Raw genomic sequence first — 14,215 nt, 5'->3', positions numbered from 1 at the left:
ATGAACGATCAAAAAACCATGGGGTTAGCATATGAGCGCCGCCTAGCTCGAAAGATGGACCTGTGACTGTCAACGACGACTCGTTCACCAATTGGAAGACCCGCGAGGAGATCGCGGAGTCGATGATCCCGATGATCGGCAAGCTGCACCGGGAGCGGGACGTCACCGTCCTGCTGCACAGCCGCTCCTTGGTGAACAAGTCGGTGGTCAGCATTCTCAAGACCCACCGATTCGCCCGGCAGATCGCCGGTGAGGAACTCTCCGTCACCGAGACGATGCCCTTCCTGCGCGCCCTCACCACGCTCGACCTGGGTCCGTCCCAGATCGACATCGGCATGCTCGCCGCGACGTACAAGACGGACGGCCGCGGCCTGTCGGTGGAGGAGTTCACCGCCGAGGCCGTCGCCGGTGCCACCGGCGCCAACAAGATCGAGCGCCGCGAGGGACGCGACGTCGTCCTCTACGGGTTCGGCCGCATCGGCCGCCTCGTCGCCCGCCTCCTCATCGAGAAGGCCGGCTCCGGCAACGGCCTGCGGCTGCGCGCCATCGTCGTGCGCGGCGGCGGGGAGCAGGACCTGGTCAAGCGCGCCTCGCTGCTGCGCCGCGACTCGATCCACGGCCAGTTCCAGGGCACCATCACCGTCGACGAGGCGACCAGCACGATCGTCGCCAACGGCAACGCGATCAAGGTGATCTACGCGAACGACCCGTCCGAGGTCGACTACACCGCGTACGGCATCAAGGACGCCATCCTCATCGACAACACCGGCAAGTGGCGCGACCGCGAGGGCCTGTCCAAGCACCTGCGCCCCGGCATCGACAAGGTCGTCCTGACCGCCCCCGGCAAGGGCGACGTCCCGAACATCGTCCACGGCGTCAACCACGACACCATCAAGCCGGACGAGCGGGTCCTGTCCTGCGCCTCCTGCACCACCAACGCCATCGTCCCGCCGCTGAAGGCGATGGACGACGAGTACGGCGTCCTGCGCGGTCACGTCGAGACCGTCCACTCGTTCACGAACGACCAGAACCTGCTGGACAACTACCACAAGGCCGACCGCCGCGGCCGCTCGGCGCCGCTGAACATGGTGATCACCGAGACCGGTGCCGCCTCCGCCGTCGCCAAGGCGCTGCCCGACCTCAAGGCGCCGATCACCGGCAGCTCGATCCGCGTTCCCGTCCCGGACGTCTCGATCGCCATCCTGAGCCTGCGCCTGGGCCGTGAGACCACCCGCGACGAGGTCCTCGAGTACCTCCGCGACGTCTCGCTGCACTCGCCGCTCAAGCGCCAGATCGACTTCACCACCGCCCCCGACGCGGTCTCCATGGACTTCGTCGGCTCGCGCCACGCCTCGATCGTCGACGCCGGCGCCACCAAGGTCGACGGCGACAACGCCATCCTCTACCTCTGGTACGACAACGAGTTCGGCTACTCCTGCCAGGTCATCCGTGTCGTCCAGCACGTCTCCGGGGTGGAGTACCCGACCTACCCGGCCCCGGACCCGGCGGTCTGATCCCGGCCCCGGACCCCTCCGGACCTCGGACCCCTCCGCGGCGGCGCGCCTCACGGCACCCGCCCGCGGCGGGGTCCGCGTCGTTCAGCGGGGGCGGCCACCTGAGGCCGGCCGCCCCCGGGCGAGCGAGCAGAGGGGTGCGGCCAGGGCGCCCAGAGGAAAAGGAGGCTGACAGATCGTCAACGGCATGGTTACGATGCCGGTGATGAACTACTTCTCCTCGTACGGATTGGGGGACTCGTTCGCTCAGGGTGAGTGCTGATGGCACCTCACTTCGCGAACGGGATTCCGACCCGCCTGCTGATGTGGCAGCGCGTGCGCGAGTACGCCGTGCCACCGTCCATGATCGAGACCGCGACCGCACGGCGTGCGGTCGGTGACTGGGCGGGGGCCTGCGCCGCCGCCCGGATCGACGTCGATCTCGATCTGCGCGCCGTGCGCGACCGCCACGGCACCGAACTCGCCAACCGCCTCCGTGCTGACCTGCGCCGACTGGCGCCGGATCTGCTGCGCTGGCACATGCCCCGGATAGCCCCCGACGGGCGGCTCCGGCCCGGCCTCACCCTCTCGCTGGCCCGTTACGGGACTCCCGGCGGCCCGTCGCCGCAGTTGGTGGTGCGGACACCGCCGGCCTGGGCGGACGCCGGACAGCGGATGGCCCTCGCCCTGTGGGAGGGGCCGCATGCCCACCCGCATGCCCACCCGCACCCGCACCCCGACCGGCGTTTCCGGCTGGACCTGCACCGGCACCTCTGGGACTCCGCACGCAGCGGCGAACTGGCGCGGCGGTGCGGTACGGGCGAGCCGCCGTCAGGCCGCGGTCCGTTCCCCGAACGATGGGCCGCCGAGGCGGAGTCGCTGTTGCGTGCCGAGGGCCGGCCCGCTCGCGGGGCCTTCACCGTGCGGCTGGGGGCGCGCAGTCACGCCGTGTTCGCGCTCGTCGCCCCCGACGACGGCCATGCCCCGACGGTGCGGTCGCTGCGGGAGGCGCTGCCGCCGCACGAGGCCGCGGCGCTGCCGGTGCTGCCGGAGGCCGCGGTCCGGGCCCTGCCCGACCTGGAGTTGCTGCGGGCCGGGCTGATCGCGCCGGAGCGGCTGCATCCGCTCGTCGCCGAGGCGCTGGCGCCGTACGGCTCCGCCTCGGTCGTCCGCCCGGTGTCCGAGCCCGGTGATCCGCACCGGGTGGAGTGCCGGGGCGAGATCCACCGGATCGCGCTGCGCGACGGCGTGCTGACGGCGGTCGACCACGACCCGGACCAACTGCGCCGCGAGGCGCTCCTGGTGGCGCTCGGCGGGCCGCCGCTGCCCTGCCTGCGGGCGATCGACACGGTGCACCGCGATCCGGAGGCACTGCCCGCGGTGCGGGAGCGGCTGCGCCACGGTGACGTCGCCGGGGCGCTCGCCGTGGTCGAGGGCCTGCTCGGGCCCGGTGCGGTCCTGCGCGACGGGCCGCTCCGGGAGGAACTGCGGGCGGCCGCCGACCGCCGCGTCGACCACGGGCTCTTCCGCTCGGGGCTGGTCCCCGTACACCCCGCTTCCGGTACGGCGCTGGCGGCCGCGAACTCCTCGGGCGCGGGCCATCCGCAGGCCGGCCACCGCCCGCGGCTCGACCGCCGGACACCTTCCGTGCTGCGCCACAAGCGGAGCAGCCGGACCCGGCCCCGTACCGGCCTGATCTCCTGACCGGCGGCCCACGGCCGCCCCCTTTCCGCCTTCCCTGTACGGCGTGTTGAGCGCCGCATGCCTTCACGACCTCCGGGACGGGCCGTCCCGTCCCCTTCTCCCACCCAGGTGATGCCCATGACCACGAGTACGCTCCTGCCCGCCCCGGCCACCGGCGCCGCCGCGACCGATGCCCAGCTCGCCGTCGCCGACGACCTCCTCGCCCTCCTGCGGACGACCACCACCGAGCCGCGCCCCGACGAGCAGCTCGAAGCACTGACGCTGGCCGTCGCCGCCGACCTCCCCGTACTGCTCTGGGGTGAGCCGGGCATCGGCAAGACCGCGGCGCTGACGCAGCTCGCCGCCTCCCTCGACCTGCCGCTCACGACCGTGATCGCCAGCGTCCACGAGCCGTCCGACTTCTCCGGGCTGCCCATCGTGGGCGACGACCCCGCGGTACGCGGCGTGCCGATGGCGCCGCCGCAGTGGGCGGTGGAGCTCGTACGGGCCGGGCGGGGTCTGCTCTTCCTCGACGAGCTGTCCACCGCCACCCCGGCCGTGCAGGCCGCGCTGCTCCGGGTCGTCCTGGAGCGGAGGGTCGGTGAGCTGCAACTGCCCGAAGGGGTGAGGATCGTGGCCGCCGCCAATCCGCGCGCGTCCGCGGCGGACGGCTGGGAGCTGAGCCCGCCGCTGGCCAACCGGTTCGTGCACCTGTACTGGGTGCACGACCGGGAGGTGGTGGTGCGCGGGCTCGGCGGGGTCTGGCCGCGGGCGGAGCTGCCCCGGCTGGTGCCGGAGCTGCTGCCGGAGGCGGTGGCGTTCGCCCGGCGCGCGGTCTGCGGCTTCCTGAAGGCGCGGCCGACGCTGATCCACCGACTGCCGAGTACCGAGACACGGCGCGGTGGCGCCTGGCCGTCGCCGCGCAGTTGGGAGGCCGCGCTGACACTGCTGGCCTTCGGTACGGCGGCCTCCGCCTCCCGGGAGGTGCTGGCGCTGCTGGTGCGGGGAGCCGTGGGCGACGGGCCGGGGCTCGAACTCCTCGCCCATCTGGACCGGATGGACCTGCCGGACCCGGAGTCGCTGCTGGCCGATCCGGCCACCGCCGAGCTGCCGGAGCGGGGCGACCTGCGTCAGGCGACGCTGGAGGCGGTGGTGGCCGCCGTCGGGGCGCGGCCGGAGCGGGAGCGGTGGGAGGCGGGGTGGGCGGTGCTCGTCCGGGCGCTGGAGACCGGCGCCCCGGACCTGCTGGTCGCTCCGGCGACGACGCTGGCGGCGCTGCGGCGCGACGACTGGGAGGTGCCGCAGGCCGTGGAGCGGCTGACCGGGGTGATCGGCCTCGCCCAGGGGGCGGACCGGTCGGTGGGCCGCGTCGCGGCGACGGCCGGCGCCGGAACCGCGGCGGGGGCGCGCCGATGACGGGGCCCGCCGCTCAGCGCCCGGTGACGGGACCGGGGCCCGGGCCGGGCCCACTGCGGGGTCCACGCCCGGTGCCGCGCCCGGTCCCGTACCCGGCGCCACGTCCGGCGCCACCTGCGATGTCCCGACCCGCGCCGCAGCCGTCGCCCCGCTCCGGCGGGCCGGCCCGCGGGCCCGTACTCCCGCTGGACATGGAGAAGTTGCTCACGGCCCGGCTGCACGCGGTGAAGGTCCGCCCCTACCTCGCCGACGCGCTCTTCGCCCTGCACGTGGTGGAGGACCGGTCGGTGCCGACGATGGGGGTGGACGCGCACTGGCGCTGCTACGTCTCCCCCGCCTTCGTGGCCCGCACCCCGGTGGAGGAGCTGGCGGGCGTCTGGGTGCACGAGGTCTCGCATCTGCTCCGGGACCACCACGGGCGGGGCGAGCGGTACGCGCGCGAGCACGAGGCGTACGGGCCGGGTGAGAGGCTGCGGCGCAACATCGCGGCGGACTTCGAGATCAACGACGACATCTACGGCGATGGCCTGCCCAGGCCCGCCGGCGTGGTGCTCCCGAGCATGCTGCGGCTGTCCGACGGGCTGCTGATGGAGGAGTACCTGCGCACGGCGTCGATGTCCGGGCTCGTCGCGGAGCTCGCCTGGCTGGACTGCGGCAGTGGTGCCGACGGGCAGGAGCGCCCCTGGGAGCTGGGGCCCGACGGGGCACACGGGCTGACCAGGCAGCAGCGGGACGCGGTCCGCTTCCGGGTCGCGGAGGGCATCAAGGGGAAGCCGGGCAGCGCGCCGGAGGGGTGGCGCCGGTGGGCGGAGGAGGCGTTCCACCCCCCACAGCCGTGGCGGCAGTTGCTGGGGGCGGCGATCCGCTCGGCGGTGGGTGCGCCGGGCGCGGGCGAGAACCACAGCTACCGGCGCCCGTCCCGGCGCTCGGCCGGTGTTCCCGGGGTGATGCTGCCCAGTCTGCGCCGTACGCCGCCCCGGGTCTGCGTCGTGATCGACACCTCGGGGTCGGTGAGCGACGCGGAGCTGGGCAGCGCGCTGCTGGAGGTGGCGGCCATCGCGCGGGCGGTGGGCGGGCGGCGCGACCTGGTGTCGGTGATCTCCTGCGACGCGGCGGCCCGGATCGCCGTCCCGCTCTGCCGCGCCGAGAGCATGGAGCTGATCGGCGGCGGGGGCACGGACCTGCGCTCCGGTTTCACCCGGGCGCTCCGCTCCGGGCCGCGCCCGGACGTCATCGTCGCCCTGACGGACGGTCAGACGCCCTGGCCGTCCGCGCCACCGCCCTGTCGCACGGTCGTCGGCCTCTTCCCCCGCCCCACCCGCGCCAGGAGCGAGCGGAACCCCGACTACGTCCCGGCCACGCCGCCGGCGTGGGCGCGTGTCGTCACCATCGGCTGAGAGGGCCCGGTCGCTCCGGCTCAGTCCTGCGCGTCCTGCGCGTCCTGTGCGTCCTGCGGGTACCAGCGCAGTTCGACGGTGTTGCCGTCGGGGTCCCGCACGTAGACGGACTGGGCGGAGCCGCGGGCGCCGAAGCGGCTGACCGGGCCCTCCAGGACGTCGAACCGGCCGGAGTCGATGACCTCCTGCCAGTCCACGGGGTCCACCACCAGACAGATGTGGTCCACGTTGGACTCGCCGCGGGGCCGCTTGAACAAGTCGATGATCATCGTCGGGCTGACCCGTACGGACGGGAACGGCACCTTGCCGGCCCGCCACTCCTCGACCCGCACCGGCTCCAGGCCGAGGGGTCCGCAGTAGAACTCCAGGGACCGCTCGACGTCCTCCACGTTGAGCACCACGTGGTCGAAATCCTTGACCCGCACGGGGCCACCCCCTCCGGTGGTCCGGGCCTCCCGGCCGGGACCGCTCGTACGACAGACGGACGGTCGCCCGGGAGCACCGGGAGACCGTCCGTCCACAGTAGCGGGGTGCCTTGTCAGCGGAGTCCCGGCACCAGACCGAGCACGGGCGCCACCGGAGCGACGAGCTGCTGGAGTTCTCCGAGGCGGTGCAGCCCGCTGAGCCCACCGAGCTGCTGGGACACCCTCGGCACCTCGGAGCGCCGCTCCGGGGGCATGGAGCTCATCATCAGATCTTCGGCCTGGCTGAGGAGGGACGGCCCCTTCGGCCCGATGGGGAGGCCGACCGCGTCCGCCGTGGGGGCGGTCAGCGCGGTGGTGCCGGCGGCGAGGACGAGGGCGGCGAATACACGTTGCGTCTTGGTCACAGCCCGACCAACGCCGCGCCCCGGCGGAGGATGCGGCCCGTTACGCCATAGGGGTGCGGTGCGGCCGCGTCTCCTCGGCCGCCGCGCCGTGCGGTGGAGGCGGCGGTCCACAGCAGCTGGAAATCCCCGACGCGAACCGCCCGTTCCAAGCCAGACCGATGCCGCCGGGGCGCGGGTTTCCGCCGCTCCCGGGCGGGATCGAGTGACGAGAGGGGAAGATGAGGAGATGACCGGTCCTGATCGTACGAGTCAGCCCGTGCCCGGTGCGCCCGCCCTCGGGAGGCGCCGGTTCCTCGGTTACGTACTGGCCGCTCCGACCCTGGTGACCGCCGCCGAGTTCGGTCCGGCGCCGGGGGCCGCCGCGGCCGGCGTCCCCGCACCGGGCGTCCCGTCGGCGGGCATCCCCTCACCGGACCTCACCGAACTGCTCGACCTCAACGACGTGATGACCGCGGCGGCCCTGCCGACCGCGCACCTGATCACGGTCGAGGTGAACGGGGACGGCACCGTGTCGTTCGCCCTGCCGCGGGCCGAGGTCGGGCAGGGCATCACCACGTCGACGGCGATGCTGATCGCCGAGGAGATGGACGTACCGGTGGAACGGGTCCGGGTCACGCTGGCCGACGCCCGCCCGGAGCTCGTGTTCAACCAGCTCACCGGCGGATCGAACACGACCGTCTCGACGTACACGCCGATCCGGGTCGCGGCCGCCCTGGCCCGGGCCCGGCTGCTGCAGGCGGCGGCGGGGGAACTCGGGGCGGCCGTCACCGACCTCAGCCTGGAGGCGGGGGTCGTCACCGGCCCGGCGGGCCGGAGCATCGGCATCGGGGAGCTGTCCGGGAAGGCCGCGAGCGCCGCGACACAGCGGATGTCCGTGGAGCTGAAGGCGCGTGAGCGGTTCACCGTGATCGGCAAGCCGCACGACCGGATCGACGCGCTCGCCGCGGTCACCGGGCGCAAGAAGTTCACGATGGACCTGGACGTACCGAACGCCAAGCCGACCATGGTCTGCCGTCCGCCGACCATCAACGGCAGGGTCGGCGAGGTCGCCAACCTCGACGAGGTCGGCGCCATGCCGGGCGTCACCGATGTCGCGGTCGTCTCCACCGGGGTGGCGGTGCGCGCGGAGACCTTCGGCCAGTGCGTCGACGCCGTGCGCGCCCTGCGGGTGTCGTGGAAGCCCGGCACCGTGGAAGGCGCGTCCGACGAGTCCGTACGCAAGGAGTTGCGGGCCGCCGAACTGCCCCTGGGGCTGCCGCCGCTGACCCCGGTCGCGGAAGGCCGGTTCACCTTTCACTTCCGCGGCAACAGCGCGCTGGAGCCCAACTGCGCGATAGCCGACGTACGGCCCGACCGCGCCGAGATCTGGGCGTCGCTGAAGGCCCCGATCGTCGCGCAGCAGACCATCGCGGCCAAGCTCGGGCTGCCGCCGCGCGCGGTCAGGGTGCACGTCACCGAAGGCGGGGGCTCCTTCGGGCGCAAGCTGTTCTTCGACGCCGCGCTGGAGGCCGCCGAGATCTCCCGGCGGATCGGCAAGCCCGTCAAGCTCATGTGGCACCGGGCCGACGACTCCCGCCAGGGGCGCACCCACCCCATGGCCACCTCGCGCGTGCGCGTCGCGTACGCCGGTGACACCGTCCTCGGTTACCAGCAGCGGCACACGAGCGTCTCCACCGACTTCGGCCACGGGCTCGGCGAGATCCTCACCGCGATGGCCGCGCAGCTGCCGGTGGGCGACATCGGGTTCGCCGAAACGTTCTTCCAGCTCTCCCAGTCGATGCCGTACGACTTCGGCGTCACCAGCCGGCTGCTGAGCGAAACCGCCAAGGGCTTCAACACGGGCAGCATGCGCAACGTCTATTCGCCGGACGTCACCTGCGCCCGGGAGCTCGTCGTCGACCGGCTCGCCGCGAAGATGGGCAAGGACCCGTTCCGGTTCCGTCGCGCGTTCCTCCGCGACGATCGCGCCCGGGCCGTGCTGGAGAAGGCCGCCGAGGCCGGGGAGTGGGGCAGGTCCATGCCGGCCGGCACGGCGCAGGGCATCGCCTTCCACTCGGAGTACCACTCCGTCAGCGCCGTACTGGTGGAGATCGACTGCCGGCCCGAGACCGTCGGCCGTCCCGTCCGCGACGGCGTGACGGGACCGCGCGTCACCAAAGCGGTCGTCGCCGTGGACGTCGGGCTCGCCGTCAACCCGCGTGGGCTGGAGGCGCAGATGATGGGCTGCGTCATGGACGGGATCGCCCAGACGCTGACGGCCGGCCTCCACCTGCGGGACGGGTACTTCCTGGAGGCCAGTTGGGACAACTACTTCTACACCCGGCAGTGGAACACGCCACCCGAGCTGGAGGTCATCGTGATGCCGGACACCACGGGGGAGCCCGGTGGCGCCGGGGAGCTCGGGGTCGCCGCGTCGATGGCCGCGGTCGCCTGTGCCTACGGCCGTGCCACGGGAACCATGCCGACCACCTTCCCCATCAACCACGGCACGCTCTCCTTCATCCCCAAACCGACCGTCCCGCCGATCCCCCAGTCCCCCACCGACGGCCTGGACCACGTCCGCTGACAACTTGGAGATCACGTGCCGGAGTACACGTTCCGCCTCAATGGTGAGCAGGTCACCGTCGACGTCGACGGCGACGTGCGGCTGCTGTGGGTGTTGCGCGACGTCCTGGGGGTCACCGGGCCGAAGTACGGTTGCGGCATCAACGTCTGCAAGGCGTGTACGAGCCACCTCAACGGCAGGGCCGTCAACCCGTGCGCGGTCCCCGTCAAGGACCTGAGCCCGACCGACGAGGTCACCACGATCGAAGGGCTCGCGGCCACGGTGGGCGCGGAGCTGCATCCGATGCAGCGGGCGTGGCTCGACCACGACGTGGCGCAGTGCGGCTACTGCCAGCCCGGCCAGATCATGGCCGCCGTCGCGCTGGTCCGCCGGGTGGCGGAGGAAGGCCGCAAGGTCACCGAGGAGGACCTCGATTCGCTGCGCAACATCTGCCGCTGCGGCACCTACCCCCGTATCCGCGAGGCGATCAAGGCGGGCGCCGAGCGGATGTGAGCGGTCGCGCAGAGGTGAGCGGCCGTGCGGGAGCGGGCGGCACCGGGGTCGGCGCCCCGGTGCCGTACGGACGTGAAGGCGCCGCCGGGTCCACCGGCGGCGGTACAACGATGTCAGGCCACCCGGGTACGCGTTCCGGAGGCGGGGAAGCGGGGTCGTCAGCCGCAGTGTTCGCGCGTGGTCTGCCGGCGTGGGCGCGTCTGAGGGCGTGGGGTCTCGCCTAAGAGGGAGCCTTCCGGTTCGAGGAGCCGCCGCTGGGACAGGAGGTACCCCAGCTCGGCCCTGCTGCGGCTCCCCAGGGCTTCGGAGACCTTCCGGATGTGGGTGGAGACGGTACGGGCGCTCACGCCCAGCCGGGCCGCGATGGTCTCGTCCGTGTGGCCGGTCACGACCATGCGGAGGACGGTCCTGCGGACGGAGTTGGTGAGCAGGTCGGGACGGTGCTGTTCGGTGGCGAGGGCAATGGGCTCCGCCCGCTCCCACATGTGCTCGAACACCTTGGTGAGGAACTCGATCGCACCGGGGTGCCGGATGGCCAGTGCGGCGCTCTTCCGCTCCGGTGCACCGGGGATGAAGGCGATCGAGCGGTCACAGATGATGACGCGTTCGAAGATCTCGTCCAGCGTGCGCACCTGGGCGCCCTCGGCCAGGACCTGTTCGATGTACGCGAGGGTGGGGCCGTGCGACCGCACGCTGTGCTGGTAGAGCGTGCGCTGCCGTACCCCTTTGCGTACGAGTGCGAGGTCGCGGGGCAGGGCCTCGGCGAGCAGCGCGGGCGAACGGCCGCCGCCCGGCTGCGCGGTGAGCAGCTCCTCCTTGCAGGACCCGACGGCCAGCCGCAACGCCTCTCCGATGACCTCTTCGCCACCCAGGTGCTCGATGGGCAGCTCTGCTTGGCGCTGCACTTTTCGATAGACGGCTTCCGCTGTGAGAAAGGAGGAGCGCAGCGACTCCAGGGTTTTCCGGCGCTGTTCGATGTCGCGCTCCACGGGTCGCGTGAGCTGCGCTTCCGCGATTTTCGGAGGAACGGGGACGTACAGGTCCTGTCCCCCGGGCAGCGGCCTCAGGAGCCCGCACCGGATGAGGCACCGGGGCACATCCCCCGCCACCGTCCCCGCCTCCAGCGCCTCGCGGTACCACCGCAACCCCTCTTCACACAGGCGTACCACTTCGGAAGTTGCTGCTATGTCCGAATGTTGACGCATTTGCCCATCCTTCGTGTTGCCGCAGTTCGCGATCAGGATGGCAGTCAGGCTCGCATCGCCGCCGGAATATGCGCAGGATGGATGTGACGCAAAGAAAGTGGCCGAACGAAACAGAAGTGACGCCTTCCGGAAGCCGGTTCATCAGAATCAGCACCGGTAGTTTCACGCACAGGAACCGCGCACCGTTAAACGTGGAAACAATCACATCGATAAGGTGACGATATGTGTTGGACCGTCAGCGCTGCACACACTTGCCTTTCCACGCCCACACCCCCCACCCCTCACGTGCGGTACGACTCGGCCTGGGGCTGACACACGAAGAGCACGGACCACGCAATTCGCTATCAGGCCCTTTTTCGCCCGTGATTTCCCCTCGATTCGTCTCATAATGTGAGACGAATCGAGGGTGCCGGCACGGATTGCCGTCCTGCGGCCCGCCGTGTCGGCGCTAGTCGTGGGCGAGGTCGTCCGGGGTCGACCGGGCGAGGTCGCCCAGGGTCTCCAGGGCCCGCGAGAGGGTCCCCGTTCCGGGTGAGGCCAGGCCCAGGCGGATGGCGTGCGGGGCGCGGTGGCGCCCGACCGAGAACGCCGCGGCCGGGGTCACCGCGATGCCGTGCCGCGCCGCCGCGGCGACGAACGTGTCGGCACGCCACGGACTCGGCAGCTCCCACCAACGGTAGTACGAGCGGGGATCGCCGCGCGTCACGAACTCGCCGAGATGGCGCTCGGCGAGCTCCTGCCGTGCGGCGGCCTGCCGTTGCTTGGCCCGTACCAGCGCCCGTACGGTTCCGTCCGCCTGCCACTGGGCCATCGCCTCCAGCGGGAACCGCATGGGCGCCCAGCCGCCGGAGCGCAACGACGCGGCGACAGCGCCCGCGACGGTGGCGGGAGCCACCGCGAACCCGAGCGACAGGCCCGGGGACACCCGCTTGGACAGACTGTCGACGAGGACCGTCCGCTCGGCCGCACGCGAGGCGAGGGGCGGCAGATCATCCCGGAGGAAGGCCCAGACGGCGTCCTCGATCGCATGGATTCCGCAGGTCAGCAGCGTATCGGCCAGGTGATCGAGCCGCCGCTCCGGCATGGTGAGCGACAGCGGGTTGTGCAGGGTCGGCTGGACGTAGACGGCGTGCAGCGGGCCGGCGCGGTGCGCTTCCTCCACCGCCTCGGGGATGAGCCCCTCCTCGTCCATCGCCAGGGGCACGAGGGTCACTCCGAGCCGGGTGGCGATCGCCTTGAGCACCGGGTAGGTCAGCTCCTCGACACCGAGCCGGGCGCCCGGCCGCGTCAGCGCGGCGACGACGGCCGAGATCGCCTGCCGGCCGCTCCCGGCGAACAGTACCCGCGCCGGATCCGGTCGCCAGTCGCCGCGTACCAGCAGATCCGCCGCCGCCTCGCGCGCGGCGGCGGTGCCGGCCGGGCCGACCGGCCGCAGCACCGACTCCAGGCACTCGGGGTGCAGCAGCTTGCCGAGCCCGGCGGCGAGCAGCCCGGGCTGCTCGGGCACCACCGGGTAGTTCAGCTCCAGGTCGACCCGGCTGTCCGCGGGTTCGGACAGGGCGGGGGCGGCGGTCGCGGCGGAAGCGGCGCGTACGAAGGTGCCGCGGCCCACGTGGCCGACGGTGAGGCCCCGGCGGGCGAGCTCCTGATAGACGCGCGTGGCCGTGGAGTTCGCGATGCCGTACTGCTGGGCGAATTCCCGTTGTGCGGGAAGCCGGTCGCCCGTTCGGAGCCGCCCCGCTCTGATCTCCTCCGCCACCGCGTCCGCGACGTTCCGATAGTCCGTCATTGCCCTCGCCTCCCGTACCGATCGCATCGAAGCACAGGATTGCCCCGAGTTCAATATTGCGGATTGAACCGAGGAAAGGATGGAGCTTACACTCGAGTTGCTCCGACGCCCGGCTCGGCAACCGAGCGGAAGTTCCCCGAACCGCCGCTGGAATTACTTGAGTTGGAGCCAGTCGAAACCGTCGGGGCAACGTCGGAGCACCGCAGAAGCACCGTAGAAGCACCGTAGAAGCAGTGCGAACAACCGGAACGGCCGTAACAGCAAGGCTGGTTCGACCAGAAGAACTGAGAACACTCCGCAAGGAAGGAACCTTCCGCCGGTGAACACCACGGCCCGCGTGACCCCGAGCCGGACCGCCCTCCCGCCGCCCCGGTGCGGCCGATCCGCTCTCCTGCACGACATCGTCCACGACCTCTCCGCGCTGCCGCCCGGCACCCACGAGGACTCCTCGGGTGCGACGGCGCATCACGGATTCGCACAGAAAGCGGCGGGCAGCCATGGTTGAGTTGAGCGGAGTACTCGGTGTCGCGATGGTGGCCCTGGGGATGGTGCTCACCCCCGGACCGAACATGATCTACCTCGTCTCGCGGAGCATCACCCAGGGGCGGCGTGCCGGGGTCGTCTCCCTCGGCGGGGTGGCCCTCGGGTTCGTGGTCTACCTGCTCGCCACGAACCTCGGCCTGTCCGTGGTCTTCATCGCGATACCCGAGCTGTACGTCGCCGTGAAGCTGGCCGGCGCGGCGTACCTCGCCTACCTGGCGTGGAACGCTCTGAAGCCCGGAGGTGTCTCCGTCTTCGCTCCCCAGGACATCCCCCACGACTCCCCGCGCAAGCTGTTCATGATGGGCCTGATGACGAACCTGCTCAACCCGAAGATCGCCATCATGTATCTCGCCCTTATCCCGCAGTTCATCAACCTGGAGGCGGGGCACGTGCTGTTCCAGGGCATCCTGCTCGGCTCCGTCCAGATCGCGGTGGCCCTCACCATCAACCTGGCCATCGTCCTGGCGGCCGGCACCATCGCCGTCTTCCTCGCCCGCCGCCCCTCCTGGCTCAAGGTGCAGCGCTACATGATGGGAACGGCGCTCGGCCTGCTGGCCGTCTCGGTCGCCATGGACACCTCGGCCCCGGCCAGTTCGGGCTGATCCCGTCGGCGGGCCGCGGTGAGGTGCTGGGCGTGTTCCTGGAGGGAACGCACGCCCACTCCGCCGTGGTTGAGGGCGTCGATGCCCTGGACGGCGGCGGCCAGCGCCTGGACCGTGGTCAGGCACGGGACGCCACGGGCGACGGCCGCGGTGCGGATCTCGTAGCCGTCGAGACGGCCACCGGTGCCGTAGGGGGTGTT

The 14,215-nt window shown here is 72.0% G+C and carries 12 protein-coding genes; 7 read left to right on the top strand and 5 right to left on the bottom strand.

Annotated features, from left to right (window positions below; translation table 11 throughout):
• The first annotated feature begins 62 nt into the window (after nucleotides 1-62).
• From AB0A69_RS19870 to AB0A69_RS19855, 4 genes are all read left to right on the top strand, one after another.
• Entirely contained in the window at nucleotides 63-1,514 is a 1,452-nt protein-coding gene (locus tag AB0A69_RS19870) for a glyceraldehyde-3-phosphate dehydrogenase (RefSeq protein ID WP_361423253.1), read from the top strand.
• A gap of 261 nt (nucleotides 1,515-1,775) precedes the next feature.
• Nucleotides 1,776-3,197, top strand: a complete 1,422-nt coding sequence (locus AB0A69_RS19865; protein WP_361423250.1) for a hypothetical protein — start codon at nucleotides 1,776-1,778, stop codon at nucleotides 3,195-3,197.
• A gap of 117 nt (nucleotides 3,198-3,314) precedes the next feature.
• Entirely contained in the window at nucleotides 3,315-4,592 is a 1,278-nt protein-coding gene (locus AB0A69_RS19860; protein ID WP_361423247.1) for a MoxR family ATPase, read from the top strand.
• Between the two features lie 191 nt (nucleotides 4,593-4,783).
• A complete protein-coding gene (locus AB0A69_RS19855) occupies nucleotides 4,784-5,989 on the top strand; it encodes a VWA-like domain-containing protein (RefSeq protein ID WP_361423244.1) in 1,206 nt (401 codons plus the stop codon).
• A gap of 20 nt (nucleotides 5,990-6,009) precedes the next feature.
• Here AB0A69_RS19855 and AB0A69_RS19850 read toward each other — a convergent pair whose 3' ends face one another.
• Together AB0A69_RS19850 and AB0A69_RS19845 are read right to left on the bottom strand one after the other, a co-directional pair.
• Nucleotides 6,010-6,414 (bottom strand): VOC family protein, encoded by a 405-nt coding sequence (locus AB0A69_RS19850; protein ID WP_361423241.1) that lies wholly within the window; start codon nucleotides 6,412-6,414, stop codon nucleotides 6,010-6,012.
• A 113-nt stretch (nucleotides 6,415-6,527) separates the two neighbouring features.
• Entirely contained in the window at nucleotides 6,528-6,818 is a 291-nt protein-coding gene (locus AB0A69_RS19845) for a hypothetical protein (RefSeq protein ID WP_361423238.1), read from the bottom strand.
• Nucleotides 6,819-7,044: 226 nt separating this feature from the next.
• Between AB0A69_RS19845 and AB0A69_RS19840 the strand changes: the two genes are divergently transcribed.
• Nucleotides 7,045-9,384, top strand: a complete 2,340-nt coding sequence (locus AB0A69_RS19840; RefSeq protein ID WP_361423235.1) for a molybdopterin cofactor-binding domain-containing protein — start codon at nucleotides 7,045-7,047, stop codon at nucleotides 9,382-9,384.
• Between the two features lie 15 nt (nucleotides 9,385-9,399).
• A complete protein-coding gene (locus tag AB0A69_RS19835) occupies nucleotides 9,400-9,876 on the top strand; it encodes a (2Fe-2S)-binding protein (RefSeq protein ID WP_361423232.1) in 477 nt (158 codons plus the stop codon).
• 158 nt (nucleotides 9,877-10,034) lie between these two features.
• On the opposite strand, the gene AB0A69_RS19830 is transcribed toward AB0A69_RS19835, so the two are convergent.
• Both AB0A69_RS19830 and AB0A69_RS19825 read right to left on the bottom strand, forming a co-directional pair.
• On the bottom strand, nucleotides 10,035-10,781 hold the full coding sequence (locus AB0A69_RS19830) for a LuxR C-terminal-related transcriptional regulator (protein ID WP_361423229.1): 747 nt from the start codon (nucleotides 10,779-10,781) through the stop codon (nucleotides 10,035-10,037).
• 748 nt (nucleotides 10,782-11,529) lie between these two features.
• Nucleotides 11,530-12,870, bottom strand: a complete 1,341-nt coding sequence (locus AB0A69_RS19825) for a PLP-dependent aminotransferase family protein (protein WP_361423226.1) — start codon at nucleotides 12,868-12,870, stop codon at nucleotides 11,530-11,532.
• A gap of 497 nt (nucleotides 12,871-13,367) precedes the next feature.
• On the opposite strand from AB0A69_RS19825, the gene AB0A69_RS19820 reads away from it, so the two are divergent.
• Nucleotides 13,368-14,015 (top strand): LysE family translocator, encoded by a 648-nt coding sequence (locus AB0A69_RS19820; RefSeq protein ID WP_361423223.1) that lies wholly within the window; start codon nucleotides 13,368-13,370, stop codon nucleotides 14,013-14,015.
• Here AB0A69_RS19820 and AB0A69_RS19815 read toward each other — a convergent pair.
• On the bottom strand, nucleotides 13,937-14,215 hold a 279-nt coding region (locus tag AB0A69_RS19815), incomplete at its 5' end, for a hypothetical protein (protein ID WP_361423220.1). The genes AB0A69_RS19820 and AB0A69_RS19815 overlap by 79 nt on opposite strands.

The organism is Streptomyces sp. NPDC045431, assembly GCF_040646655.1.
Classification (GTDB): domain Bacteria; phylum Actinomycetota; class Actinomycetes; order Streptomycetales; family Streptomycetaceae; genus Streptomyces.
Note: the sequence above shows the minus strand (reverse complement) of the source record. Positions and strands in the feature narration are given on the sequence as shown.